Origin of the sequence: Duganella dendranthematis, from assembly GCF_012849375.1 — a bacterium.
Classification (GTDB): domain Bacteria; phylum Pseudomonadota; class Gammaproteobacteria; order Burkholderiales; family Burkholderiaceae_D; genus Rugamonas; species Rugamonas dendranthematis.
The window spans coordinates 4,837,777-4,863,195 of the sequence record NZ_CP051684.1; the positions used below are offsets into that span (position 1 = coordinate 4,837,777).

27 protein-coding genes and 2 tRNA genes are annotated in these 25,419 nt (G+C 63.3%); 18 read left to right on the top strand and 11 right to left on the bottom strand.

Annotation, left to right across the window (positions count from 1 at the left end):
• Positions 1-4: 4 nt before the first annotated feature.
• On the bottom strand, positions 5-757 hold the full coding sequence (locus HH213_RS22305; protein WP_169113679.1) for an SDR family oxidoreductase: 753 nt from the start codon (positions 755-757) through the stop codon (positions 5-7).
• On the bottom strand, positions 754-1,956 hold the full coding sequence (locus HH213_RS22310) for an MFS transporter (RefSeq protein ID WP_169113680.1): 1,203 nt from the start codon (positions 1,954-1,956) through the stop codon (positions 754-756). The genes HH213_RS22305 and HH213_RS22310 overlap by 4 nt, the downstream gene beginning before the upstream one ends.
• An 81-nt stretch (positions 1,957-2,037) precedes the next feature.
• On the opposite strand from HH213_RS22310, the gene HH213_RS22315 reads away from it, so the two are divergent.
• Positions 2,038-2,931 carry a LysR substrate-binding domain-containing protein gene (locus tag HH213_RS22315; protein WP_169113681.1) on the top strand — a complete coding sequence of 298 codons (894 nt, stop codon included), beginning with the start codon at positions 2,038-2,040 and terminating at the stop codon, positions 2,929-2,931.
• Here the strand turns inward: HH213_RS22315 and HH213_RS22320 are convergent.
• From HH213_RS22320 to HH213_RS22335, 4 genes are read right to left on the bottom strand one after another with little or no spacing between them, the layout of a single operon-like run.
• The gene (locus HH213_RS22320; RefSeq protein WP_174864425.1) at positions 2,924-3,664 is read right to left on the bottom strand and encodes a hypothetical protein; all 741 of its coding nucleotides are present in this window, start codon (positions 3,662-3,664) and stop codon (positions 2,924-2,926) included. The genes HH213_RS22315 and HH213_RS22320 overlap by 8 nt on opposite strands.
• Positions 3,665-3,668: 4 nt before the next feature.
• A complete protein-coding gene (locus tag HH213_RS22325; RefSeq protein WP_169113682.1) occupies positions 3,669-4,613 on the bottom strand; it encodes a hypothetical protein in 945 nt (314 codons plus the stop codon).
• Positions 4,610-5,467 carry an ABC transporter ATP-binding protein gene (locus HH213_RS22330; protein WP_169113683.1) on the bottom strand — a complete coding sequence of 286 codons (858 nt, stop codon included), beginning with the start codon at positions 5,465-5,467 and terminating at the stop codon, positions 4,610-4,612. The genes HH213_RS22325 and HH213_RS22330 overlap by 4 nt, the downstream gene beginning before the upstream one ends.
• A complete protein-coding gene (locus HH213_RS22335) occupies positions 5,464-5,820 on the bottom strand; it encodes a GntR family transcriptional regulator (RefSeq protein ID WP_110848347.1) in 357 nt (118 codons plus the stop codon). Before HH213_RS22335 ends, HH213_RS22330 begins: the two co-directional genes overlap by 4 nt.
• A 169-nt stretch (positions 5,821-5,989) precedes the next feature.
• Between HH213_RS22335 and HH213_RS22340 the strand changes: the two genes are divergently transcribed.
• The 6 genes from HH213_RS22340 to HH213_RS22365 are packed head-to-tail and all read left to right on the top strand — an operon-like array spanning position 5,990 to position 11,914.
• Positions 5,990-6,841 (top strand): STAS domain-containing protein, encoded by an 852-nt coding sequence (locus tag HH213_RS22340; RefSeq protein ID WP_169113684.1) that lies wholly within the window; start codon positions 5,990-5,992, stop codon positions 6,839-6,841.
• 7 nt (positions 6,842-6,848) lie between these two features.
• On the top strand, positions 6,849-7,205 hold the full coding sequence (locus tag HH213_RS22345) for an STAS domain-containing protein (RefSeq protein WP_110848345.1): 357 nt from the start codon (positions 6,849-6,851) through the stop codon (positions 7,203-7,205).
• Positions 7,205-7,672, top strand: a complete 468-nt coding sequence (locus tag HH213_RS22350) for an anti-sigma regulatory factor (RefSeq protein ID WP_169115326.1) — start codon at positions 7,205-7,207, stop codon at positions 7,670-7,672. The genes HH213_RS22345 and HH213_RS22350 overlap by 1 nt, the downstream gene beginning before the upstream one ends.
• Complete coding sequence (locus HH213_RS22355; RefSeq protein ID WP_169113685.1) at positions 7,660-8,685, top strand: ATP-binding SpoIIE family protein phosphatase; 1,026 nt, start codon at positions 7,660-7,662, stop codon at positions 8,683-8,685. The genes HH213_RS22350 and HH213_RS22355 overlap by 13 nt, the downstream gene beginning before the upstream one ends.
• Positions 8,685-10,013 carry a sensor histidine kinase gene (locus HH213_RS22360; protein ID WP_110848342.1) on the top strand — a complete coding sequence of 443 codons (1,329 nt, stop codon included), beginning with the start codon at positions 8,685-8,687 and terminating at the stop codon, positions 10,011-10,013. Before HH213_RS22355 ends, HH213_RS22360 begins: the two co-directional genes overlap by 1 nt.
• A 14-nt stretch (positions 10,014-10,027) precedes the next feature.
• Complete coding sequence (locus HH213_RS22365; protein WP_229263109.1) at positions 10,028-11,914, top strand: hybrid sensor histidine kinase/response regulator; 1,887 nt, start codon at positions 10,028-10,030, stop codon at positions 11,912-11,914.
• Here the strand turns inward: HH213_RS22365 and HH213_RS22370 are convergent.
• On the bottom strand, positions 11,897-12,607 hold the full coding sequence (locus HH213_RS22370; protein WP_110848340.1) for a DUF72 domain-containing protein: 711 nt from the start codon (positions 12,605-12,607) through the stop codon (positions 11,897-11,899). The genes HH213_RS22365 and HH213_RS22370 overlap by 18 nt on opposite strands.
• Positions 12,608-12,644: 37 nt before the next feature.
• Between HH213_RS22370 and HH213_RS22375 the strand changes: the two genes are divergently transcribed.
• From HH213_RS22375 to HH213_RS22385, 3 genes are all read left to right on the top strand, one after another.
• Complete coding sequence (locus tag HH213_RS22375; RefSeq protein WP_169113687.1) at positions 12,645-13,202, top strand: DUF1439 domain-containing protein; 558 nt, start codon at positions 12,645-12,647, stop codon at positions 13,200-13,202.
• Between the two features lie 134 nt (positions 13,203-13,336).
• Positions 13,337-13,846, top strand: a complete 510-nt coding sequence (locus HH213_RS22380) for a DUF6622 family protein (RefSeq protein ID WP_169113688.1) — start codon at positions 13,337-13,339, stop codon at positions 13,844-13,846.
• Positions 13,847-13,899: 53 nt separating this feature from the next.
• A complete protein-coding gene (locus HH213_RS22385; protein ID WP_169113689.1) occupies positions 13,900-14,649 on the top strand; it encodes a tetratricopeptide repeat protein in 750 nt (249 codons plus the stop codon).
• Here the strand turns inward: HH213_RS22385 and HH213_RS22390 are convergent, their stop codons facing one another.
• The 3 genes from HH213_RS22390 to HH213_RS22400 form a co-directional block, all read right to left on the bottom strand.
• A complete protein-coding gene (locus HH213_RS22390; protein ID WP_110848336.1) occupies positions 14,650-15,408 on the bottom strand; it encodes a UDP-2,3-diacylglucosamine diphosphatase in 759 nt (252 codons plus the stop codon).
• A gap of 2 nt (positions 15,409-15,410) precedes the next feature.
• Positions 15,411-15,902 (bottom strand): peptidylprolyl isomerase, encoded by a 492-nt coding sequence (locus HH213_RS22395; protein ID WP_110848680.1) that lies wholly within the window; start codon positions 15,900-15,902, stop codon positions 15,411-15,413.
• A 114-nt stretch (positions 15,903-16,016) separates the two neighbouring features.
• Positions 16,017-16,598 (bottom strand): peptidylprolyl isomerase, encoded by a 582-nt coding sequence (locus tag HH213_RS22400; protein WP_169113690.1) that lies wholly within the window; start codon positions 16,596-16,598, stop codon positions 16,017-16,019.
• A 221-nt stretch (positions 16,599-16,819) separates the two neighbouring features.
• On the opposite strand from HH213_RS22400, the gene cysS reads away from it, so the two are divergent.
• The 7 genes from cysS to HH213_RS22435 all read left to right on the top strand — a co-directional run bounded on the left by cysS (position 16,820) and on the right by HH213_RS22435 (position 23,410).
• A complete protein-coding gene (gene cysS, locus HH213_RS22405; RefSeq protein ID WP_169113691.1) occupies positions 16,820-18,208 on the top strand; it encodes a cysteine--tRNA ligase in 1,389 nt (462 codons plus the stop codon).
• A 2-nt stretch (positions 18,209-18,210) separates the two neighbouring features.
• The gene (locus HH213_RS22410) at positions 18,211-18,870 is read left to right on the top strand and encodes a DNA-3-methyladenine glycosylase family protein (RefSeq protein ID WP_110848333.1); all 660 of its coding nucleotides are present in this window, start codon (positions 18,211-18,213) and stop codon (positions 18,868-18,870) included.
• Between the two features lie 84 nt (positions 18,871-18,954).
• On the top strand, positions 18,955-19,929 hold the full coding sequence (locus tag HH213_RS22415) for an acetyl-CoA carboxylase carboxyltransferase subunit alpha (RefSeq protein ID WP_110848332.1): 975 nt from the start codon (positions 18,955-18,957) through the stop codon (positions 19,927-19,929).
• A 130-nt stretch (positions 19,930-20,059) separates the two neighbouring features.
• Entirely contained in the window at positions 20,060-21,466 is a 1,407-nt protein-coding gene (gene tilS, locus HH213_RS22420) for a tRNA lysidine(34) synthetase TilS (protein ID WP_229263110.1), read from the top strand.
• 144 nt (positions 21,467-21,610) lie between these two features.
• Positions 21,611-22,858: an aspartate kinase gene (locus HH213_RS22425; protein WP_110848330.1), complete on the top strand. Its 1,248-nt coding sequence runs from the start codon at positions 21,611-21,613 to the stop codon at positions 22,856-22,858.
• 114 nt (positions 22,859-22,972) lie between these two features.
• A tRNA-Ser gene (locus tag HH213_RS22430) sits at positions 22,973-23,065 on the top strand.
• Positions 23,066-23,317: 252 nt separating this feature from the next.
• A tRNA-Ser gene (locus HH213_RS22435) sits at positions 23,318-23,410 on the top strand.
• Between the two features lie 159 nt (positions 23,411-23,569).
• On the opposite strand, the gene HH213_RS22440 is transcribed toward HH213_RS22435, so the two are convergent.
• On the bottom strand, positions 23,570-24,436 hold the full coding sequence (locus HH213_RS22440; protein WP_169113693.1) for a LysR family transcriptional regulator: 867 nt from the start codon (positions 24,434-24,436) through the stop codon (positions 23,570-23,572).
• A gap of 131 nt (positions 24,437-24,567) precedes the next feature.
• On the opposite strand from HH213_RS22440, the gene HH213_RS22445 reads away from it, so the two are divergent.
• On the top strand, positions 24,568-25,398 hold the full coding sequence (locus HH213_RS22445; RefSeq protein ID WP_229263484.1) for a DMT family transporter: 831 nt from the start codon (positions 24,568-24,570) through the stop codon (positions 25,396-25,398).
• The last annotated feature ends 21 nt before the right edge of the window (positions 25,399-25,419 follow it).

Sequence of the window (25,419 nt, forward strand, 5' to 3'; positions counted from 1 at the left end):
GGGCTTACTTGCCGCCAGTGGCGTCGACGAAGGTGCCCGTGACGAAGGACGCCTCGCCACTGGCCAGCCAGAGTATCGCGCGCGCGACTTCCTCCGGTTGGCCGCCTCTGCCCATCGGAATCGAGTCTTTCAGCCGGTCCACGCGTCCCGGCTCGCCGCCGCTGGCGTGCATCTCGGTGTAGATGTGGCCGGGGCGCACGCAGTTCACCCGTATCCCTTCGCGCGCGACTTCCCTGGCCAAACCGGTGGTGAAGGTCTCCAGCGCGCCTTTCGACGCCGCATAGTCGACGTATTCATTAGGGCTGCCCAGCCGCGCCGCCGCCGATGATACGTTGACAATCGCGCCACCCGGCCCGTTGTGGCGATGGGACATGCGCTTCACCGCCTCCTGCGCGCAGAGCATCGGGCCGATCGTGTTGACGGCGAAAATGCGCTGCATGCGCTCGAACGTCAGACTTTCCAGCCGGGACTGGGGCGCGATGATGGCGGCATTGTTGACCAGGACATCGATGCGGCCGAACTTGCGGTCTATCGCGTTGAACAATTCCGCTACCTGTTGCGGGTCGGCGCTGTCGGCGCGCCGCACCAGGGCTCGGCGGCCGGCTGCTTCGATATCGGACGCGACCGCCAGCGCGCCGGCTTCGTCGGCGGCGAAGCTGATCGCCACGTCGTAGCCTCGGGCGGCGGCCAGGCGCGCGGTGGCGGCGCCGATGCCGCGGCTGCCGCCGGTAATCAGTATCACGGGAGAGGGGTTCATGACGGCGTGCTCCGTTGTTCAATGGCGGACTGGCGCAGGTGCGCGCGCAGCATCAGTGCCAGCGGGACGATCAGGAAGGCGGTGGCCGCCGAAGTCAGCACACCGACGGTTTTGTTGCTGTGGTCGGCGACCATGCCGTACACAATCGGCGCGATGCCGCCTGCGCCTATCACACTGGTGTAGAACTCGGCAAAGGCGCGGCCGGTATCTCCGGCCGACAGTTCCGGCACGGTGCCATATAAAACCGACGAGGTGCCGTTCAATACGACGCCCAGCAGTGGTAGCAGGAACAAGGTCGGCACCAGCGCAGTGGACAGCGTCGTCACGATCAGTAACGCGGTGGCGGCTTCCGTCGCCATGACGCAGCCGACCACGCCCAGCTGTTCGCCCAGCCAGCCGCAGCTCGCCTTGCCGAAAGCGCCGCCGATGAACAGCAGGGCGAGCGCGATGCCCACCGTCGGCGAGCCGCCGCCCTTGTCGTGGATGAGGAAAGGCAGGAACAACAGGTAGCCCATTCGGGTTGCCGTGTCGAGCGCGCCGATGCTCATGAGGATGCGGAAGCCGCCGCGTCCGTGCCGCCCGCCATGCTCCGCAGCGCCCGCCTTGTCGGCAAGGGCGGCGCCGCTGGTGGCCGGCGTCAGCATCGGTAGCGCAGCCGCCAGCACGATGCCCGGCAGCGCCATCAGCGCCAGCACCGGTCGCCAGGCCAGTATCGGCAGCAGCAGGGCAACCAGCGCGGGCAGCGTGGCCTTGCCGATATCGCCGGCAAAATTATATGTCCCCAGTGCGCGCCGTGACGCCTTGCCGTAGGTATCAGCGACCAGCATCGACCCGCGTGGATGCTGAATGCTCGACCCCATGCCGGCGACCACCAGGCCGACGCACAGCCCGGCAAAGCCAAGTGGCAGCGCCATGATCAGCAGACCGGCCGCCGCCAGCAGGGTCGACAACACCAGCGCGGCGCGCGGCGGCCAGCCGCGCAGGGCCCGGTCGGCCGGAATCTGCAGCCCGCCCATGGTGCCGTAGTACAGCGCGCGGACCACCGCCAGCGCGGCGTAGGAGAGGCCGAACTGCGCCTGCCAGACCGGCAGAAAGGCATACAGGCCATCGGTATAGCCGTCGTGCAGCGCGTGCGTCAGGCAGGCGCCGAGCAGGCTGCGTTTCTGCGCGGTCCAGCGGTTTTTGAATGTCGTCATCATGGCAACATGGTATACACGTGAATGATTCTCGACTAGTGGGGGTAAAATCACGGTTACTGTGCATTTTTCTCACGGATCATTATGCGACATCTTCCTCCCTTGAACGCGTTGCGGATTTTTGAAGTGGCTGCCCGCACCAGCAGCTATGCCGAAGCTGGCGCAGAACTCGGACTTACGCATGGGGCAGTGAGCCGGCAGATCGCCACGCTGGAAAGCTGGCTGGGCCAGCGGCTGTTCACCCGGCAGGGCCGGCGCATGGTGGCGACGCCGGCGGCGCAAGCGTTCGCGGCCGAGGTCGGCCTGTCGTTCGACCGGCTGATGCTGGCGGCGGAAGCGTGCGGCCGCCCGGGCGCGCGGCGCATTCTGCGGGTCAGCGCGCCGACCAGTTTCGCTATGCGCTGGCTGATACCCCGGCTGGGCGGCTACCATGCCGATCATCCGCAGGTGGAGGTGGTGGTCACCACTGTCAGCACGGTGCTGGAGGAGTTGCGCGGCGGCGTCGATGTGGCGATCCGGCGCGGAGTGGCGCATGCGGATGCCTGGTCCCAGCATCATGTGGTGCCGGTGCTAGACAATGTGGATACGCTCATCATGAGTCCGGCACTGTTCCGGCAACGGCCGATATTGGCGCCCGCCGACATCGCGGCGCACACGCTGCTGGCGAGCGAAACCCGCGCCGGTGATTGGTCGCGCTGGCTGGAGGCGGCCGGGGTGCCGCACCTGGCCGGACTACCGCGCCAGCGGTTCGATCACTTTTTCGTGACGCGGCAGGCGGTCGAGGACGGCCTGGGTATCGGCATCGGTCCGCTGCCGATGCTGGCGCTTGATATCGCGAATAACCGGCTCATGGCGCCGCTGCCCGAGATCCAGGTGCAGAGAACCGGGTATGTGGCGATCTTTCCGCAGCAGGCCGATGGCGGCAATCTGCTGCATGGTTTCGTCGACTGGCTGGCCGCCCAGCGGGATCTCAGTTGAATTCGATCAGCGCGTCGTTGGCATATTCCTTTTTGCCGATCGGTACCGAATAGCTTTTGCCATCCTTGCTGACTTGCAGCTCGACGCGGTTGACGCCGTCGATCAGTGTGGCGCTGGTGATGTCGCGGTCGGCGTGCACGCTCAGCTTGAAGTCCTTGAACGAGCACCAGTCGGTCGTCAGCGTCAGCGTGTTGATCAGGGCGCGCACGAAGAACGGGATGTGGTTTTTCGCGACCCCCACCAGCACCCGGCATTCGAGCCGGATGTCGCCCAGCCGGCGCATACCGGCCGGAACGCCGGCGCTGCGCACGTCCGGCATCCAGCTGTAGTAGCTCTTTTTTTGGTTCAGCACCACGTCCGCATTGTCGTCTTCCGCCGCGCGGTTGCGGGGCAGGGAGAAGCCGTGGTCTTCCGCCAGCGGCAGCGGGATTTCGGTCTGGTCACCCGACAGCCGTACCGTCAGGCTGTCGAACGCGTCGGCCGGCGCCTTGCTGCTTTTATACAGGCGGAAGCGGACCAGCGATGCGTTCGGCGCCAGCTCATGGTTGTTGTCGAAGGCGTCCAGGCCGGACAGCATGTAGCGGTACGGTTGCAGCTCCGGGCTGCGGGTGCCGTTGATGACCACCAGCTGTCCGGCATCGTCCTCGGCCAGGGCCTGCTGCTGCCACAGCAGTAGCAGCAGTAGCAGCAGGGTGGCGATGGTAGCGTAGCGGCTCCATGTCATGGCCCTCATGCGGTCAGACTTCCTCGCGGCGGCGGCGCATGTAAATGGCGACCGCAATCATGGCCACGCCGGCGGCGGCGCCGATCCATACGCTGGCGTTGCCCAGCGTGCTCCACGACGCCTCGAAGATAATGGTCGACACCGATACGCCCGGTGTCTCCGGCGAGACGCTCAGCGGCGGCTGGTCGAACCCGATCCACGCGCCCGGCACCACGCCCAGCAGGATACGGCTGGAGATGTGGCTGGCGAACCAGACCGCATCAACCCCGAAGTGCAGTGCTTTTTGCGCCCACACCAGCAGCAGCGTGGTGATGATCGGCGTGCCGACCGCCCACAGGAACACCTTGGAGCGCGCGATGCTCGACACCATCAGCAGCCAGCCCACGGTCGGCAAGGCCCACAGGATGTACACCGGCAGCAGGGCGACCAGGCGCAGCGGCGTCAGGTAGAACTGCGGCGTCATCAGCAGCGCGCCGAACAGATTGGTGCCATGCATCGCCGCCAGGCCGCACAGGGCCAGCACCATCAGCAGCCCGACCGCGATGGCCACGCCCAGCGTGATCAGCGGCGCGACGACCAACGCCGTCACCAGCTTGGACAGCACGGTCATGCTGTCCGACACCGGCAGCGATTTCCAGAACAGCAGGCTGCGGTCGCGGCGCTCGTCGTGCAGCGCGCCGAGGCAGTAGAAGAACACCAGCAGGCCCAGGATCATCAGGATCGGCATGCCGGCCGTGACGTACATCTCGCCCATGGTTTCGACGATGCGGGTGCGCGCCGTGCCTTCGATGGTGACGCTGAGCGGCTGGTTGTATAGCCGGATGGTATCCAGGTTGCCGAAGATCAGGCCGGTGAGGATCAGGGTGACGACGGCGCCGGCGATGACGATGGGCGTCCACAGCAGCATGCCCTTGTTTTCCCACATCTCGCGCTTGATCAGCCATTTCATGGTTTTCATGCGTAGCTTCCTTTCATGGTCGCAACGAACAGGTCGGCCACGCTGGGCGTGCGCAGTTCGCCAAAATTGGACAGTTGTGCGCGGTTGGCGCCGTCAAACAGCATTACCGGCTTGCCGAACACGGTGCGCTGGCTCAGCGGTTGCAGCGCATTGGCGGCGGCGATGAATTGCGGCTCGACCATCACCTCGGTAAAGCGCTCGCCCACTTCATCCATGGACGCCGACAGCGCGATCTTGCCGTTTTCGATGAACAGCAGGTCGGTGAGGATGTGCTCGACTTCCTCGATCTGGTGGGTAGTGATCAGGATAGTCTTGTTTTCGTCGAAGTAGTCTTCCAGCAGGTTCTGGTAGAACTGCTTGCGGTACAGGATGTCCAGCCCCAGCGTCGGCTCGTCCAGCACCAGCAGTTTGGCGTCGATCGCCATCACCAGCGCCAGGTGCAGTTGCACCACCATGCCCTTGGACATGGCCTTGACCTTCATGTTCGGCGTCAGCTTGGTGTTGGCGAGGTATTTCTCGGCCTTGGCGCGGTTGAAGCGCGGATGCACGCCCTCGACAAAATCGATGGCGTCCTTGACCTTGAGCCAGCGCGGCAGGATGGCGACGTCGGCAATGAAGCAGACCTCGTTCATCAGCGCCTCGCGCTGCTGGCGCGGGTCCATGCCCAGCACCGACAGCTGGCCCTCGAACGGGGTCAGGCCGAGGATGGCCTTGAGGGTGGTGGTCTTGCCGGAACCGTTGGGGCCGATCAGGCCGACGATGCGGCCGGACTCCACCGTGAAGCTGACGTCGTCCAGCGCGGCCTGTTTGCCGTAGCGCTTGTTCAGGCCGCCGGCGGTGATGACGGCGCTCATGCCGCACCTCCGGCCGCCGGGGTCAACAGCGATTCGAGGTCCAGGCCCAGGCGGCGGATGCGTTCCAGCACCACGGGCCAGTCTTCGCGCAGGAAGCGTTCGCGTTCGGTGGCCAGCAGTTTGTCGCGGGCGCCATCAGTCACATACATACCTATTCCCCTCCGTTTTTCGACCAGCGTTTCGTCCACCAGCTCCTGGTAGGCGCGCGAGACTGTGATTGGGTTGAGTTGATACTCGGCGGCGATCTGCCGCACCGAGGGCAGGGCATCGCCGGGCTTGAGCAAGCCGTCCAGCACCATGCCGACGACTTTGTCCTTGAGCTGCCGATAGATCGGCGCGTTGTCATTCCACATACATAGTTACCCCTTACGTGTGTTAATGAAGTGGTGTTGTAGTGAACTATAACACTACGAATCAAAAAAGCAAACATTTTTGCCTGTCGCGCACGATTGACCGTCGTGATTATTGCGGCAATGTTATATAGTCTGATAGTTACCTCAATAAACAATCCTAGGGGATTCGATGACTGCAAATAATATCGATCAGCGCCTCGGCAATCTGATCACCCAACACGAAAGCGACATCCTGGCCATTTGGGCAGCCGATCTGGCGGGCAAGAGCTTCCGCAGCGACGAAGCGACCATGCAGCGCCACACGCGCCAGTTCCTGGCGCTGTTGCCGGCCGCCATCACCACCGGCGGCACCGCCGACACCAATCAGCGCCAGTGGGACGAAGTCCGCAACCTGCTGAGCGAAGTGTCGATCCAGCGCGCCAAGCAGGGGTCGACCCCGAACGACACCGCCACCTTCGTGTTTTCACTGAAGCAGCCAATGTTCACCATGTTGCGGCGCGAACTGGGCGCCGAATCGGTCGAGCTGGCCGACGCCTCGTGGGCGGTCAGCACCTTGCTCGACCAGCTGGGCCTGTACACGCTGGAAGTGTTCCAGAAAAGTCGCGACCAGATCATTGTGCGCCAGCAGCATGAGCTGATGGAACTGTCGACGCCGGTCGTCAAGCTGTGGCAGGACATCCTGGCGTTGCCGCTGATCGGCACGCTCGACAGCGCGCGCAGCCAAGTGGTGATGGAAAGCCTGCTGGAGAAAATCGTCGAAACCGGCGCCGCCATCGCCATCATCGACATCACCGGCGTGCCGACCGTCGACACGCTGGTGGCGCAGCATCTGATGAAGACGATTGCCGCCGCGCGCCTGATGGGCGCCGACTGCATCATCAGCGGCATCCGTCCGCAGATCGCCCAGACCATCGTGCACCTTGGCGTCAATCTGGAGGACGTGGTGACCAAGGCGACGCTGGCCGACGCCTTTGTTGTGGCCCTGGCGCGCGTGGGCGCGACCATCACTCGCAAGGCGTGAGCGCAGCATGGAACGGATTCCTATTTTGCGGATTGGCGATCTGCTGCTGGTGACCATCCAGGTGGACATGCATGACAGCCTGGCCCTGACCTTGCAGGATGACCTGACCGAACGTATCGTCCGCGACAACGCCAAGGGCGTGCTGATCGACATTTCCGCGCTGGACCTGGTGGACTCGTTCATCGGCCGCATGATCAGCAACACCGCCGCCATGGCGCGCGTGCTGGACGCCCAGACGGTGCTGGTCGGCATGCAGCCGGCGGTGGCGATTACGCTGGTGGAACTTGGCCTGACGCTGCCCGGCGTGAAAACTGCATTGAATGTTGAAAAAGGCATGCAGTTGTTAGGAAAGAACTACGCGTGATGAGCCTCGCCTCGCCCGACATCAGCCGCTACCCCTCGCCGTTGCTGACCAAGTACGCCAGCCAGGCCAGGCTGCACCAGGTGCTGCCGCTGGAAACCGACGAGCACGTGGTGGCGGTGCGCAAGGCGGTGCGCGAGCACGCCCTGGAATTAAAACTCAGCCTGGTGGAGCAGACCAAGCTGGTGACCGCCGCCAGCGAGCTGGCACGCAATACCATCAAGTACGGCGGTGGTGGCGTGGTGGTGCTGGAACGCCTGATCGACGGCCTGCGCAACGGGCTGCGGCTGGTGTTTGCCGACACCGGCCCCGGCATCGCCGACATCGAACTGGCGCTGCGCGACGGCTACACCAGCGGCGGCGGCCTTGGTCTTGGACTGGGCGGCACCAAGCGCCTGGTTGATGATTTTCTGATTGATTCACGCCCCAGCGAGGGCACTGCAGTAGCGATTATTAAATGGAAAATCTAAGTAGTTCGCTGGCGCCCGCTGAATGGATCACCATCAGCCACGTCAGCGATGTCGGCGCCGCCCGGCGCAGCGGTCAGACCCTGGCCGAACAACTGGGCATGGGGGAGACGCGCGCCGGCCAGCTGGCGATCATCATTACTGAGGCCGCCAGCAACATCATCAAGCACGCCGGCGAGGGCCGGGTGCGAGTGAACATGGCCGCGCATGGCGGCCAGCGCTGTATCGAGGTGCTGGCGCTGGATAACGGTCCCGGCATCGGCAATCTGGCGCAGTCGATGCTGGACGGCGTGTCCAGCGCCGGCACCGCCGGCACCGGCCTGGGCGCGATGCGCCGGCTGGCCGATCAACTGGACGTGTACGCGCCCGCCGGCAAGGGCACGGCGTTGTTCGCGCGCCTGTGGCTGGACCCGGCCGACGCCGCGCAGCCGGTCCGTTACGGCGGCGTTTGCCTGCCGCTGGCCGGTGAAACGGCCTGCGGCGACGCCTGGGCGGTGGCAGAACAACAAGGCCGCGTGGTGCTGTTGATGGCCGACGGCCTCGGTCACGGACCGGAAGCGGCCAAGGCCTCGGCGGCGGCAGTGCAGACGCTGACGGCCGAGCCCGGCTACGCGCCGCAGCGGCTGATGGAAGACTGCCACCAGGCGCTGCGGCCGACGCGCGGCGCCGCCATGGCAATTGGTGAGCTGGACCTGGCGGCGCGGCAGTTGCGTTTTGCCGGCGTCGGCAACATCGGCGCCAGCATCATCGACGACGCCGCGCGGCGGCAACTGATGTCGCATAACGGCATCGTCGGCCACAATATGCGCAAGGTCAATGAGCTGGTGTTTGAGTGTCCGGCCGGCGCACTGGTGGTGCTGGCCAGCGACGGCATCACCACCCAGTGGGACCTCGCAGCCTATCCCGGCCTGGCGACACGCGAACCGGCGCTGATCGCCGGCGTGCTGCTGCGCGACCACAGCCGCGGGCGCGACGACGCCAGCGTACTGGTAGTCAAGACCCTGGAGAACGTGTGATGTCGTTTGTGCGCATATTGCAGGTCAACATAGGCAGCACGCCGGACCTGGTGGCGGTGCGCCAGCGCGCGCGCCAGGTGGCCGGCCTGCTCAATTTCGGCGTGCAGGACCAGGTGCGGATTGCCACGGCGGTGTCGGAAGTGGCGCGCTGCGCCTACGGCCGGCTGGAGGGCGGCCGCGCCACCTTCGCCGTCAATGTGCGGGAACAACCGCCGCAGCTCAAGGTCATCATCAGCGCCGAAGGCGCCGAGCGTCCGCACGCCACCGTTGATGGCGAGGCGGCTACGCCGCAGCTGGCCGGCGCGCAGCTGACGGCGCAACGGCTGATGGACAACTGCACCATCGTCAGCGCCACGGCGCTGGAGTTGAAGGTGGAGATGAACAAGAGCTTGCCGGCGCAGCCGGGCCGCGCCGCGGTGGATCTGGCGCAGGTCGGCGCGCAACTGGTGGCCACGCCGATCCAGAGCACGTATTCGGAAATCGAACAGCAAAACCGTGAGCTGGCGCAGGCGCTGGCCGAACTGCGCGAGCGCCAGGACGACTTGCTGGCGCTGACGCGCGAACTGGAAGACACCAACCGCGGCGTGGTGGCGCTGTACGCCGAGATCGAGGAAAAGGCCGAGCGCCTGCGCAAGGCCGACGAAATGAAATCGCGCTTCCTGTCCAACACCAGCCACGAGCTGCGCACGCCGCTGAGCTCGATCCGCGCGCTGAGCAAGCTGCTGCTGGACCGCATGGACGGCCCGCTGACCGAGGAGCAGGAGCGCCAGGTGGCGTTTATCGCCAGCGCCGCCGGCGACCTGTCGGAACTGGTAAACGACCTGCTGGACCTGGCCAAGATCGAGGCCGGCAAGGTGGACGTGACGCTGTCGCCGGTTGAGGTCGGCGCGATGTTCAGCGCGCTCAAGGGCATGCTGCGGCCGTTGACGCGTGATGCGCCGGTCGAGCTGGTGTTCGTCGAGCCGCCGCCGCTGACCTTGATGTCGGACGAAGGTAAGGTCACGCAAATCCTGCGCAACTTCATCTCCAATGCGCTCAAGTTTACCGAGGAAGGTCAGGTGGTGGTGCAGCTGCTGGACGAGGGCGAAGACCACGTGACATTCGCCGTCACCGACAGCGGCATCGGCATCAGTGCCGACAACCAGCAATTGATTTTTGAAGAATTCAGCCAGATTGCGCACCCGCTTCAACGGCGCGCCAAAGGCACCGGACTGGGCCTGCCGCTGTGCCGCAAGCTGGCCACGTTGCTCGGCGGCACGGTGGATGTGTCCAGTGCCGAGGGCAGCGGTTCGACGTTTTATCTGCGGCTGCCGGCCGCCTCCCCATGAACAAGGATACCGTCATGGACAACAGCTCTATTCTGATACTGAATGTGGACGACAACGATGGCGCGCGTTACGTCAAGACGCGCATCCTGCTGAGCGCCGGCTTCCGCGTGATCGAAGCCGCCAATGGCACCGACGCGCTGGAGATGGCGCGCAAGGAGGCGCCTGCGCTGGTGCTGCTGGACGTTAAGCTGCCCGACATCAGCGGCATCGAAGTGTGCCGCCGCATCAAGTCCGACGTCGCCACCTGCACGGTGCTGGTACTGCAAACCTCGGCCGCGCTGATCGGCCGCGACGACAAGATCCGCGGCCTGGACGGTGGCGCCGACAATTACCTGGCGGCGCCGATCGAGGCCGACGAACTGATCGCCAACGTCAACGCCTTGCTGCGGCTGCAACGCACCCAGGCGGACCTGCGCAACAGCGAGGAACGCTTCCGCCAGCTGGCCGAAAACATCGAGGACGTGTTCTGGATGTTCAATATCAGCGACCAGCGATTGCTGTACGCCAGTCCGGCCTACGAGCGCCTGTTCGGCCGCCCGCTGGCGCAGCTGCAGCAGACGCCGGACGACTGGCTGGAAGCGGTCCATCCGGAGGACCGCCAGTTGGTGCAGGCCGACTGGCAAGCCTTCCTGAGCGAGGGCCATTACGACCAGGAATTCCGGCTCGGCGAGGAAGGTTCGGTGCGCTGGGTGCGCGACCGCGCTTTCCTGGTGCGCGACGACCAGCAGCAGCCGTACCGCGTGGCCCGCATCAGCAGCGACATCAGCGAACGCAAGAACATGGAGGCGCTGCTGCGCCAGGCGGACGAGCACAAGAACGATTTCCTGGCCACGCTGGCGCACGAGCTGCGTAATCCGCTCAGTCCGATCCGCAACGCGGTCACGCTGATGAACACGGTGCCGGCCACGCAGGCCGAGGTGCACCAGCGCGCGCGTGACGTGATCCTGCGCCAGGTCGGTCACCTGACCCATCTGGTGGATGATTTGCTGGACGTGGCGCGCATCTCGCAAGGCAAGCTGACCTTGCGGCAGCAGGATGTGGAGCTGCATGCGGTGATCGAGCCGGCCGTCGAGACCGTGAAGGCGCTGATTGAATCGCGCGGCCACCGGCTGCGCGTCGATGTGCCGCCGCAGCCGGTGTGGCTGCATGGCGATCCGGTGCGGCTGTCGCAGATCCTTGGCAACCTGCTGCACAACGCCGCCAAGTTCACCGACCCCGGTGGCGAAATTTCGCTGAACGTCACGCTGCCGCAGACCGACCGCATCCGCATCGCGGTAGGGGACAACGGCATCGGCATCACCTCGTACAACCTGGCGCGCATCTTTGGCATGTTCACGCAAGGCGCCTCGACGCGCGACCGCATGCACGACGGCCTCGGCATCGGCTTGTCGCTGGTGTCCAAGCTGGTGGACATGCATGGCGGCCGAGTGGAAGCCTATAGCGACGGTATCGGCAAAGGCAGCACCTTTGTGCTGGAATTCCCGTTGCAGCTGCCGGCGGTGGTGGTGCCTGCTGCCGTTGTGGAACCGGCCGTGCCGGGCAGCCTGCGCCTGCTGCTGGTGGACGATAACGTCGACTCGGTCAGCGTGATGGCGGAGTTGTTGAAGATGATGGGGCACGACGTGGTCACCGCCAACAACGCCGAGGACGCACTGACGCTGGCCCGCGCGCACCAGCCGGAAACCATCGTGCTCGACCTCGGCCTGCCGGGCATCGACGGCTACACGCTGGCGCGCATGCTGCGGGCCGAGCCGGCTTTCGCGCATACGCGGCTGATCGCTCACACCGGCTACGGCTCCGACCAGGACCGTGAACGCAGCCGCGCGGCCGGCTTCGACTATCACCTGGTCAAGCCGGCCAGGTTCGACGACCTGGAGCAGGCGCTACAGCCCCAGCGCTGAGCGCAGCTGCAAGGCGTTGCCGATGGCGGCGCCGGACGCGGTATTGTCGAAGATGCACCAGGCGTCGCGTTCGGCCAGCCATTTGGCGACGCTGGTCAGATAGGCCTCGTCATACGATGAATAATAGATGCGTGGGCTGCCGTGCAGGCGCACGTAGCCGTCGTCGGTGGTCGGCACGTACGGCCCCGGCTTGCCGGCCGGCGGATCGGCGATCACGCGGGTAATGCGGTGGCGCTGCAGCAGCGCGCTGGCGTCGTCGCTGAACCAGCTGGCGTGGCGCGCCTCGCAGGCCAGCATGCCGTTGAAGTGGCCACGCAGGCGGTGCAGGAAATCGTCAGCGGTGGCCGCATCCAGCGCCAAGCTGGGCGGCAGCTGCACCAGCACGCAACCGAGCTTGTCGCCCAGCGTGCCGGCTTCGGCGGCGAACTGGGCCAGCGGAGCGTCAATGTCTTTTAGCCGGCGCTCGTGCGTGATGCTGCGCGGCAGCTTGACGGCGAAGCGAAAATCGGCCGGCACGCTGTCGGCCCAGCGCGCATAAGTCTGCGGCTGGTGCGGCCGGTAAAACGAGGAATTGATTTCCACCGCGTTGAACACGGCGGCATAGCGTTCCAGATGGCTGCCGGAGCCGGTGAAAGAGGGCGCTGCTTCGCGGCTGATGCTCCAACCGGCACAACCCAATCGCGTGAGAGTCATATAATGCGTAGATTCCGTATATTTGAAAGATGTCCCGATGGATCTTAAACGCATCGCCAAATTCGCCGCGCCACTGTTGTTGGCCGGCCTGGTGACCGCCTGCGCTACGCTGATTGGTCCGCGCGAGGTCGAGTTGCCGCAAGAGCGCCTGCAAACCAGCCTGGATCGTAAATTCCCCATGCATCAGCGTGTGCTGGGCGTGTTCGAGGTGGAGTTGAGCCATCCGCGTCTGGCGGTGCTGGCGGAAAACGACCGGGTATCGCTGTCGGTCGACCTGGGCGTGTCGCCGCTGCTGGCGCGCCAGTCCTGGCATGGCAGCATGCTGATCTCCGGCCGCCTGCGGGTGGATAGTCCGCACAACGCGATTTACATTGCCGACGCCCATGTCGACCGCTTCATTGTCGATAACATGGACGAGGGCAAGCAGGCGCAACTCGCCAGCGTGGCCAACCTGCTCAGCGACAAGGTCATCCGCGACGTGCCGCTGCACACTTTCCGCCCGGAAGACTTGCGCTACGCCGGCGTGCAGTTCGTGCTGACCGGCATCGATACCCGTCCCGGCGGCCTGGTGGCAAGGCTGCAGCCGGCGCAGTAGCGGGTATTTCGCGCCGGCCGGCTGCATTTCGCGCCGGTGCGGCGCATTTCGTCGCATGGCGATCCGTGGCGCTGAGCTTCAGCGCATAGTGGCTACATCAACCCAGCCACTTAACTTACTTCACGGAGCACACCATGATTCAGCAAATCGTTTCCCACACCCCTGTCTACGTCTGGGCCCTGCTGGCCTTCCTGATCTACCGCGGCTGGCTGGCCAGCCAGGACCGCGAAACCTCGTTGCGCAAAGTGGCGCTGATTCCGCTGGTGATGGTGGGGCTGTCGGTGACCAGCATCAACGGTCACGGCCCGCTGGGCGATGGCGTCTGGGCGCTGTGGGCCTTGGGCGCGGTAGCGTCGGCAGCGGCGATCTGGCAGCTTTCTCCTCGCGAGATCGTGGTTAATCGCGCCGCCGGCACCATCGTGCAGCGTGGCAGCTGGATGCCGCTGGTGCTGATGATTGCGATTTTTGCCACAAAATACGCCGTGGCTGTGATGTCGGCCATGCACCCTGAATTGCCGCATAGCGTGCCGTTTGCCGCCTCCGTCGCTCTGCTGTATGGCGTGTTTAACGGCCTGTTCCTGGGGCGCCTGGCCCGCTACGCCGCAGCCTGGCAGCGTCAGCCGGTAGCAGTCGCTGCCTTGTGATGCGGAGCAGATGCCTCTACAATCGGTCGTTCTCAAGTTTGTAGAGGTCGTGTATGACTATTTTTGGTATCGGTTTGCATGTGCTGGTAGCGATCTTCTTCGCCATTCACGCCATTCGCAGCGGGCAGCAGTTGTACTGGGTGATGATTCTGTTCCTTTTCCCCGGCTTGGGCAGTGTGGTGTATTTCTTCGCCATCTACCTGCCGAATTCGAAGTTGCAGCACGGCGCCCGCAAGGCGGTCAGCGCCGCCGCCAAGACGCTGGACCCAGGGCGCGAATTGCGCGAGGCGCGCGACGCCTACGAGTTCACGCCGACCGCGCAGAATCAGATGCGATTGGCCAGGGCCCAGCTGGAAGCCGGCAGCGCCGAAGAAGCGGCCGCCACCTACGAGGCTTGCCTCAGCGGCCCGTTTTCGGGTGACCTGGAAATTCGCTACGGCGCCGCACGCGCCACGCTGGCCAGCGGCCGGGCGGCAGCGGCGGCGGCGCATCTGCAAACCATCCGCAGTAGCGATGACAAATTCCGTCCTGAGCAAGTGTCGTTGCTGCTGGCGCAGGCGCTGGCCGCAGCGGGTCGTCAGGATGAGGCACGGGCAGAGTTTGAGTTTGCGCTGAGCCGCTACAACAGCTTTACGGTGCAGGCCGAATTTGCCATCTGGGCGGCCGGCGTCGGCGACGCCGACAAGGCCAGGCAGTTGAACACTGAGTTGCAACGGACCATGGAGCGCTGGGCACGCCACACGCGCGACCTCAACCAGCAACTGGTGCGCCGCCTGAACGCGGCGATGGGCTCGATCCGCTGATTAATCGTTGAGAATGACCGCGCCGCTCAGATCGTGGCGCGTGATGACGCCATCGACGTCGATGGCGATCCAGCCGCCGCGCGACGGCGTCGCGTCCGGCTCCCAGTCCGGCAGCACGTAGCGCAGCTTGTCGCCGACATGGTGCAGGGCAGGGCGGTGCGTGTGGCCGTGGATCATGACGCTGGCGCCGGTCTGCGCAAACACGTCGGCAATCGCCTCGGGCGTCACATCCATCACTTCATACGATTTACCGCTTTGTTCCTTGCGGCTGTCGGCGCGCAGGCCCTCGACAATCGCCTTGCGCTGCGCCAGCGGCATGGCGGTGAACTGCTGCTGCCACGCGGGCTGCCGCACCATGGCGCGGAATTCCATATATTTGATGTCCTGGGTGCACTGGGCGTCGCCGTGCAGCACCACCACCTGCTGGCCGCCGATGTCGGCGACCCAGGTTTCCGGCAACAGGGTCAGGTTGGCAGCCTCGGCAAAGCGGGCGCCGACCAGGAAATCGCGGTTGCCGGCGATCCAGTAGACCGCCACCCCGGCATCGCTGACAGCGCGCAGCGCCTCCACCACCTGCTGATGGAAGGGATCGGCGATGTCATCATCGCCGGCCCAATACTCGAACAGGTCGCCAAGTAGATACAACTGCTGCGCGTGCCGCGCATGCCGCTCCAGAAAGCCGAAAAACGCCGTACTGGTCGCGGGATGCGCAGGCTGCAAATGCAGATCGGAGACGAACAGCGCGCAGACTTCACTCATGCTTAGGCCAGGGTGACGCTTTCGATGATCACGTCTTCTGCCGGCACGTCAGCGAACATGCCGCTGCGGGTGGTTTTGACTTTCTTGATGGCGTCGACCACGTCGGTGCCATCCACCACTTTGCCGAACACGGCGTAGCCCCAGCCGTCCTGGCCTGGGTAGTCCAGGAAGGAGTTGTTCTTCACGTTGATGAAGAACTGGGCCGATGCCGAGTGCGGCGCCGAGGTGCGGGCCATGGCCAGCGTGTACGGCTCGTTTTTCAGGCCGTTCTTGGCTTCGTTTTCCACGGTGGTGTCGGCTGGCTTTTGCTTCATGCCTGGCTCAAAACCGCCGCCCTGGACCATGAAACCGTCGATCACGCGGTGGAAGATGGTGTTGTTGTAATGGCCGGCTTCCATGTAGGCCAGGAAGTTGGCGACGCTTTTCGGCGCTTTTTCCGCGTCCAGTTCGGCAGTCATGGTGCCCAGATTGGTTTTGATGATTACTTTGGTCATTTTGTTATCCTGAATGGTGAAAATATGATCGTCGTTCCCGCGCAAGCGGGAACCCATGGATAGCTGGCTCAGCATGGATTCCCGCTAATGCGGGAATGACGGCAGGCCGCTATTTTACTGTTTTGGCTGGATTGGTGTCTTCAAAATCGTCGCCGACTTGACCACCACCGGTACTACCGGCACGTTCTGGAACATGCCTTTGTCATCCACCAGCACCGCCTTGATCTTGTCGACGGTCTCCTGGCCCTTGATGACTTTGCCGAAGACGGCATAGCCGCCGCTGCCATCCGGCCCCGGCGCGTCCAGCCCCGCATTGTCTTCGACGTTGATAAACCACTGCGACGTGGCGGAATTCGGATCGCCCATGCGCGCCATCGCCAGCGAGTACTTGACGTTGTGCAAGCCGTTGCTGGCTTCCAGCGGAATCGGCTTGTTGGTCGGCTTGCCCTTAAGTTTTTCGTCGTAGCCGCCACCCTGGATCATGAAGCCGTCGATCACGCGGTGGAAGATGGTGTTCTTGTAGTAGCCGGATTTAACGTAGGCAAGGAAGTTATCGACTGATTTGGGCGCCTTGTCGTGATCCAGTTCCAGCACAATATCGCCCATGGTGGTCTTGAGTTCCACTTGCGGCTCGGCGGCCAGCACGGCGCCGGACAGGGTCAGGCCGACGAGGGCGGTCATCAGTTTTTGGTGCATCGAGCTTCCTCTTATCAATGTTAGACAGGCAAAATCCAATTACAGATGAGGCCTATGCTGTTTTTATCAATGCTATACTTGTTCCATTCTACCCCTTAGAAGGTGGAAACAAGAACATTCCCGAGGTTCCCCCAGGCACACGATGATGACGAGTGCGCGCGGTTTCACCAGTGCGCCAGGCCATCGTATTGCCCGGGACCTCCAGCAAACGCAAGAGTCCGATGAGCAATTTAAAGATTTACAACACGCTGGCGCGTGACAAGCAGACCTTCGTACCGATCGAGCCGGGCAAAGTCCGCATGTACGTCTGCGGCATGACCATCTACGATTACTGCCATATCGGCCACGCCCGCATGATGATGGCGTTCGACGTCATGTACCGCTGGCTGCTGGCCTCCGGCTACCAGGTCACCTACGCCCGCAACATCACCGACATCGACGACAAGATCATCAAGCGCGCGGTGGAAAATGGCGAAACCATCACCCAGCTGACCACCCGCTTCACCCAGTACATGGACGAAGACACCGCCGCGCTCGGCATCCTGCCGCCGACGCTGGTGCCGCGCGCCACCGAATACGTGCCGCAAATGCTGGCGCTGATCGAGACGCTGGAGTCGAAAGACCTGGCGTACCAGGGCGAGGATGGCGACGTCAACTACGCGGTGCGCAACTTCGCGAACTACGGCCGCCTGTCCGGCAAGTCGCTGGACGACCTGCGCGCCGGCGAGCGCGTCGACGTCAACACCGGCAAGCGCGATCCGCTCGACTTTGTCCTGTGGAAAGCCGCCAAGGAATCCGAGCCGGAAGAGGCCAAGTGGAATTCCAAGTGGGGCAAGGGCCGTCCGGGCTGGCACATCGAGTGCTCGGCCATGTGCTCGGCGCTGCTGGGCGAACATTTCGACATCCACGGCGGCGGCGCGGATTTGCAGTTCCCGCACCACGAGAACGAGATTGCGCAGTCGGAAGGCGCGTTCGGCCACCAGATGGTCAACTACTGGGTGCACAACGGCTTCGTGCGCGTGGATAACGAGAAGATGTCCAAATCGCTGGGCAACTTCTTCACCATCCGCGACGTGCTGAAGAAGTACGACGCCGAAGTGGTGCGCTTCTTCATCCTGCGCGCCCACTACCGCAGCCCGCTGAACTATTCGGACGCCCACCTGGACGACGCCCGTGGCGCGCTGACCCGCCTGTACACTGCGCTGGACGGCGTGGCAGGCGACGGCCAGCCGCTCGACTGGCAGGAAGCACACGCCGCCCGCTTCGCCGAAGCGATGGACGACGACTTCAACACGCCGCTGGCGGTGGCCGCGCTGTTCGACCTCGTGACCGAGCTGAACAAGTCGAAATCGCCGGTGCTGGCACGCCAGCTGAAAGAGCTGGCGGCCGTGATCGGCCTGTTGCAGCGCACTGCGCAGCAATTCCGCCAGGCCGCCGTGGGTGACGCCGGCGGCGACGATGGCGCCATCGAGGCCGCCATCGTGCAGCGCGCGGAAGCCAAGAAAGCCCGCAACTTCGCCGAATCGGACAAGATCCGCGCCGATCTGCTAGCCCAGGGCGTGATCCTCGAAGACAAGCCTGACGGCACCACCAACTGGCGCCGCGCATAACTATGGTCAACGCCAAGGATAACGAGGGCGCAGCCAGCCCGGTATCGGCCGTTCCGCCGTACTGGGAGCAAGCCAAGATCGAGCTGATGAAGCGGGACCGCATCATGAACAAGCTCATCCCGCAATTCGGCGACCTGCACCTCGTGGGCCACCACGACCCGTTTACCACCTTGGCGCGCTCAATCGTCGGCCAGCAGGTGACCGCCAAGGTGGCCGATGTCGCCTGGAAAAAGCTGCTGCTGATCAGCCCGAAATGCTCGCCGGCGCAGATCATCAAGGCCGGCGCCGAGCAACTGAGCGCTTGCGGCCTGTCCAAGCGCAAGACTGAGTACATCCTCGACCTGGCCGACCACTTCAAGAACAAGCGCGTGCACACGGCCCAGTGGGACCAGATGGACGACGAGGCGGTGATCGCCGAGCTGGTGCAGATCCGCGGCATCGGCCGCTGGACAGCCGAGATGTTTTTGATATTTAATCTGCTGCGCCCCAACGTTTTGCCGCTGGACGACCCCGGTCTGATCCAGGGCATCAGCCAGAATTACTTCTCCGGCGAACCGGTCTCGCGCAGCGATGCGCGCGAGGTATCGGCCAACTGGGAACCCTACCGGACCGTCGCCACATGGTACTTATGGCGTAGTTTGGATCCGGTTGCTGTAGAATAGATACTCTAATCGCTGCGCGAGGCCTTTTTGTGCCCGTCACAAGCGGGCCACGATGCCGCAGCCGAGAATAAACACGGAGGTACAATGACCAAAACGACTTTCCTCAATTTTGAGCAACCGATTGCTGAACTCGACGGCAAGATCGAAGAATTGCGCTTCGTCCAGGACGATTCGGCAGTCGATATCTCTGAGGAGATCGACCGTCTGGCCAAAAAGAGCCAGCAACTGACCAAAGACATCTACGCCAAGCTGACGCCATGGCAGGTTTCGCAGATCGCGCGTCACCCGCAACGTCCATACACCATGGACTACGTCAACGAAATCTTCACCGACTTCCACGAACTGCACGGCGACCGCACTTATGCGGACGACCTGTCGGTGGTTGGCGGCCTGGCCCGCTTCAACGGCCAGTCCTGCATGGTGATCGGCCACCAGAAGGGCCGCGACACCAAAGAACGCGCCATGCGCAACTTCGGCATGCCGAAGCCGGAAGGCTACCGCAAAGCCATGCGCCTGATGAAGCTGGCTGAGAAGTTCGGCATTCCGGTATTCACCTTTGTGGATACCCCGGGCGCTTTCCCGGGCATCGACGCGGAAGAGCGCGGCCAGTCGGAAGCGATCGGCCACAACCTGTACGTGATGGCGGAACTGAAAGTGCCGCTGATCGCCACCATCATCGGCGAAGGCGGCTCCGGCGGCGCGCTGGCGATTGCTGTGGCCGACCAGGTCATCATGCTGCAATACGCGACCTACTCGGTGATCTCGCCGGAAGGCTGCGCCTCGATCCTGTGGAAGACCTCGGAACGTGCGGCCGATGCGGCCGAAGCCCTGGGCCTGACCGCGCATCGTCTGAAAGCGATCGGCCTGATCGACAAGATCGTCAGCGAACCGCTGGGCGGCGCGCACCGCGATCCGAAGCAGATGGCGACGCTGCTGAAGCGCGCGCTGGCTGACTCGCTGCGCCAGTTCCACGGCATGAAAACCAAGGACCTGCTGGAAGCCCGTCACGAAAAGCTGATGAGCTACGGTAAGTTCAAGGAAACCACGCCGCAAGAGTAAATTGGATTCCCGCCTGCGCGGGAATGACGGCCGGCTTACACCACCGTCGCTCCCGCGCAGGCGGGAGCCCATGCACACCCGCCGGGAGCCCGCGCATGCGCCGCTCCCGGTTTGCATTTCGGAGTCACGATTGAAGCAGCAAAAGCCCACCCTCACGTCCACCTTTGAGCAAGCCATCGCCGCCGCCCGCGCGCAGAGCGGCACAGGCGAGGGCGCCGCGCCACGTATCGCCATCGCCCTCAGCGGCGGCCTGGACTCGTCGGCCTTGCTGCATTTGGCCCACGCTTACGTCCAGCAGCACGAACTGACCCTGTGCGCCTTCCACATCCACCACGGCCTCAGCCCCAACGCCGACGCCTGGCTGGCCCACTGCGAGCAGCAATGCGCCGCGCTCAACGTCTCGTTCGAAGCGCGCCGCATCCAGCTGCAAGACGCCAAGAAGTCCGGCACCGAAGCGGCCGCCCGCAAAGCCCGCTACGCCGCCCTCGGCGCGCTGTGCAGGGAACACGACGCCCAACTGCTGCTGACCGCCCACCACCTGGACGACCAGGCTGAAACCGTGCTGCTGCAACTGCTGCGTGGTTCCGGGCCGGCCGGCCTGTCCGGCATGGACGCCGCCAACACCGCCGCCAGCCTGCTGCAGAACGACAACCTCGTGATGGCCCGCCCGTTGCTGCAAGTTTCGCGCAAGCAGCTGGAAAGCTACGTCGCGCAACAGGGCGTAACCCACATCCACGACGAATCCAACGACGACCCGCGCTACGCCCGCAACGCGTTGCGCCACACCGTGATGCCCGCGCTGGAGCAGCATTTCCCCGGCTTCCAGGAACGCTTCGCCCGCAGCGCCCAGCACGCGCAATCGGCGACCCGCCTGCTGACCGAACTGGCCGAGCAAGACCTTCTCGCCACCCAAGACGGCGACCAGCTCGACATCAGCAAGCTGCGCGCGCTGAGCCAGGACCGCGCCTACAACCTGCTGCGCCACTGGTTCGCCACGCGCGGCTACAGCATGCCGAGCACCGCCTGGCTGGCCGAGATGCTGACCCAGCTGCTGGAAGCCAAGTACGACGCCCAGTTGCTGGTCACGCACCCCGACTGCCACGTGCGCCGCTACCGCGACCGCCTGCACCTGACGCCCAAGCTGGCCGAGCTGGAAGGCCAGCGCGAAGACCAGTTCGACGACAAGCCCGGCACTGCCTTCCGCTGGAACGGCGAAACCGAACTGGCGTTCCCGGCCTACGGCGGCGTCCTGCACTTTGAAGTGGCTGAAGAGGGCCTCGATCCCGACTGGCTGCGTAGCCAGCCGCTGCTGATCGAATTCCGCCGTGGCGGCGAAAAACTCAAGCCAGCGCACAACCGGCCCACCCGCGCCATCAAATACCACTACCAGGCGCTGGAGATTCCGGCGTGGGAGCGCGGCCGCCTGCCTGTGGTTAAAAGCGCAAAAGACCTGCTGTTCGCTGCCGGCATCGGCATGGACTGCCACCATCTGAGCAACGGAGCGGGGCGGATTCGCCTGCGCTGGCAAGCTGTATAGACATTGAGGCCCTTTCTGCCGAATTTTGTATGTAGATATGTCTATTCAGTATGAGATTATGAGTTTTTTGACTTGTTATTTTGCACTGCGGCAGGTAGAGTTTAGGGTTCTATTTACCTTTATTTGAGCGGAAAACTCTCTGTTATGGCTTTAATCGTGCACAAATATGGCGGTACGTCGATGGGTTCGACGGACCGTATCAAGAACGTCGCGCGGCGTGTCGCCAAGTGGCATGACGCCGGACACCGCATTGTGGTCGTGCCGTCGGCAATGTCGGGCGAGACCAACCGCCTGATCGGCCTCGCCAAGGAAATCCAATCGCAGCCGGACCCACGCGAACTGGACATGATCGCCGCCACCGGCGAACAAGTCTCGGTGGGCCTGCTGTCGATGGCGCTGCAAGCGATCGGCAAGAAAGCGGTCGGCTACGCCGGCTGGCAAGTCGCGATTAAAACCGATTCCGCCTACACCAAGGCCCGCATCCAGTCGATCGACAACGACAAGGTCAACCGCGACCTGGACGACGGCAAGATCGTCATCATTACCGGCTTCCAGGGCGTGGATGACGAAGACAACATCACCACGCTGGGCCGCGGTGGTTCGGACACCTCGGCCGTGGCGATTGCCGCCGCGATGAAGGCCGACGAATGCCTGATCTTCACCGACGTAGACGGCGTGTACACCACCGATCCGCGCGTGGTGTCGGAAGCGCGCCGTCTGAAGGCGATCACGTTTGAAGAAATGCTGGAACTGGCGTCGCTGGGCTCGAAAGTGCTGCAGACCCGTTCGGTGGAATTCGCCGGCAACTACCGCGTGCCGACCCGCGTGCTGTCGTCGCTGACCGACCCGATGCTGGACCTGGAAGTGGAAGCCAACTCGGGCACCCTGATTTCGTTTGAGGAAGATAAAAACATGGAACAAGCAGTCATCTCCGGTATCGCCTTTAACCGCGATGAAGCCAAAATCACCGTGCTGGGCGTGCCGGACCGTCCGGGCGTGGCCTACCACATCCTGGGCCCGGTGGCCGAGGCCAACATCGAAGTCGACATGATCATCCAGAACCAGTCGGTGGATGGCAAGACCGACTTCACCTTCACCGTGCCGCGCAACGATTTCCAGCGCGCGCTGGATGTGCTGAACAGCTCGAAAGAATCGCTGGGTGCGGCCAGCATCGCCGGCGACGCCAAAGTGTCGAAAATCTCGGTGGTCGGCGTGGGCATGCGTTCGCACGTTGGCGTGGCGTCGAAAATGTTCCGCACCTTGTCGGAAGAGGGCATCAACATCATGATGATTTCGACGTCGGAAATCAAAATTTCGGTGCTGATCGACGAGAAATACATGGAACTGGCCGTGCGTGCGCTGCACAAAGCGTTTGAACTGGAAAAGGCATAAATTTTCCCCAAAAAACCGTCAAGTTGCCTTGACCAAATTGGTTGTGGTCTATACTATGACGGTCGTCTGCTCTAGCGCAGTTTGCTGGAAAAGACATAGTTGAGTGATCGACTAGGAGACGTGGCCGAGTGGCCGAAGGCACATCCCTGCTAAGGATGCATACGGCTTATACCTGTATCGTGGGTTCGAATCCCACCGTCTCCGCCAGAACAAATAAAAAAGCCTCCCCTGCGGGAGGCTTTTTTATTTGTCTGGACGGAACGGTGGGATTCGAAGGATTTGCGCTTGCAAGCGCAAATCCCCTCCGAATCGCCCAACTGCTGGTGCTGCGCACCAGCCCCGCGCGCCGAGGGCGCGCGACGCCCGCATCACAACAGCGCATCCCTTGACCAAACGAAGCCTGCCCTATAAGATATCGCACGTCCTCTTAACAAGAGGACATAGTTGAGCAATCGACTAGGAGACGTGGCCGAGTGGCCGAAGGCACATCCCTGCTAAGGATGCATACGGCTTATACCTGTATCGTGGGTTCGAATCCCACCGTCTCCGCCAGAACCCCAAAAACCCGCTTCGGCGGGTTTTTTCATTGGTGGTTCTCATAGGAGAAACGGCCTTTTTGCTGTCCGGTGACGTCCGCCGTCGTCGGCCCGATCAGCTTCGGTGTCGGGGCGGCGAACGCGCTGTTGGCGACACCGGCATGACTGCATTTCTTTAGCCCTCAGCGCCTCGCAGCGTCCGCAATATCTGCGCATGCATCGCAATGGCTGCGGGAGACTGTTCCGCTTGCTTGCTGCGGATGAGTGCAATCTCCATTTCAGGCAAAGCCGGCAATCCATGGCGGCTATCCAGTGCCTTCAGGTTGCCGGGAAGGCTGGAGTGGGTCAGTACCGCAACGGCCATGCCGCTGTGCGCGGCGGTCAACTGTCCGGCCACGCTGGGGCTGCTGTACACGATCCGGTATGCCCGCCGCTCCGCCGATATCGCCGCCAGCACCGCGGCGCGTGCCTGGCTGCCGAGTTCATGCACTGCGATCGGCAAGGGATTGCGTCGCCAGGCCTCATATCGGTCGTCGCCCACCCACACCAGTCGTTCGCGGCCCAGCAGAATGCCGCGGTCGGGCCGGTCACGGGTTACGACGGCAATGTCAATTTCGCCCCGCTCCACTTTGGGAATGAGCGCGGTGGACTGTTCGCAAACCAACGTGACCTCTACACCTGCGTAGCTGCCAGAAAAGATCCGCAGGACTGGCGTCAGATAAGGCATGGCGTAATCGTCCGGCACGCCAAGGCTGACGCGTCCTGTCACTTCATGGCCGCGCATCGCCGTCAACGCCTGCGTATGGATGTCGAGCATTTTGCGTGCATGGCCCAACAATTCCGTTCCCGCCGCAGTCAGCAGCATGTGGCGAGGGCCGCGCAGCAACAATGACTGTCCAACCGCCTCCTCGAGTTTTTTGATTTGCATACTGACGGCCGATTGCGACCGGTTGACCTGACGTGCTGCGGCTGTCAGCGAGCCGGTATTGACGACCGCAACGAACGCGCGCAGCCAGTCGAGTTGAAGGTCGGAAGATTGCATATTCAGTGCCATTTGAAAATCGAATGGATGCCCGTCGATAAATTCGCTTTTTGCGAGGCTATAAGCATTACATAATTCCGAGGATGACAGCAGACATTTCTCCATCGCAGGAACGACGCGCAACGGCGCACATGGTAACGGGCGGCCTGGTACTAGGGACGATCGGGGTCTTCATCCAGGAAGCAAACGTTAGCCCGATGACGACCGTATTGTTCCGATGTTTTTTCGGCGCGCTGGCGCTGTTGGTATGGGGAGCATGCACGGGCCGACTTTGTGAACTCAGGTTGCGCGCAAAGGAGTTTGGGGTGGTGCTGATTGCCGGGATATTGATCGTATCGAATTGGGTGCTGTTTTTTGCCGCGGTGCCCCGCGTCTCCATTGCCGTGGCGACGGTGCTGTTTCATGTCCAACCATTTCTGGTGATGGGGGCCGGCGTCTGGCTGTACGGGGAAAAAATATCGCGCTCCCAAGCTGCATCAGCGGTCATCGCACTGACCGGCCTGGCGCTTGCCACCGGTTTGTTTGAGGGCGGCAGCACTGGCAACATGACGCGCGACTACCAGACCGGCGTTGTCTTCTGCATCATAGGCGCCGTGGCTTATGCCGGCATGGCGATTGCCGCTCGTTCAGCAACGACGATCAGCTCCTTCGCTCTGACGTGGTGGCAGTGTGCTATTGGCGTTGTCCTGACTGCATGGTGGCCGATGTGGCAAGGTTGGCCGCAAACGACGGCAACCTGGTTTTGGCTTTCCAGTTTGGGCAGCATCCAGACCGGTTTGGCCTACATGCTGCTCAATACCGGCATGACCGGCTTGCGAACTGGCCGTATCGCGGTGCTGCAATTCGTGTACCCACTGACTGCGATCCTGGTGGACCGCTTGGTGTACGGACATCATTTAAGCACCCTGCAAACCGGCGGCGTCTGGTTGCTGACTGCTGCTTTATGGGCATTACGGCGGTGAAGAGATATCGCTGGCATTTTC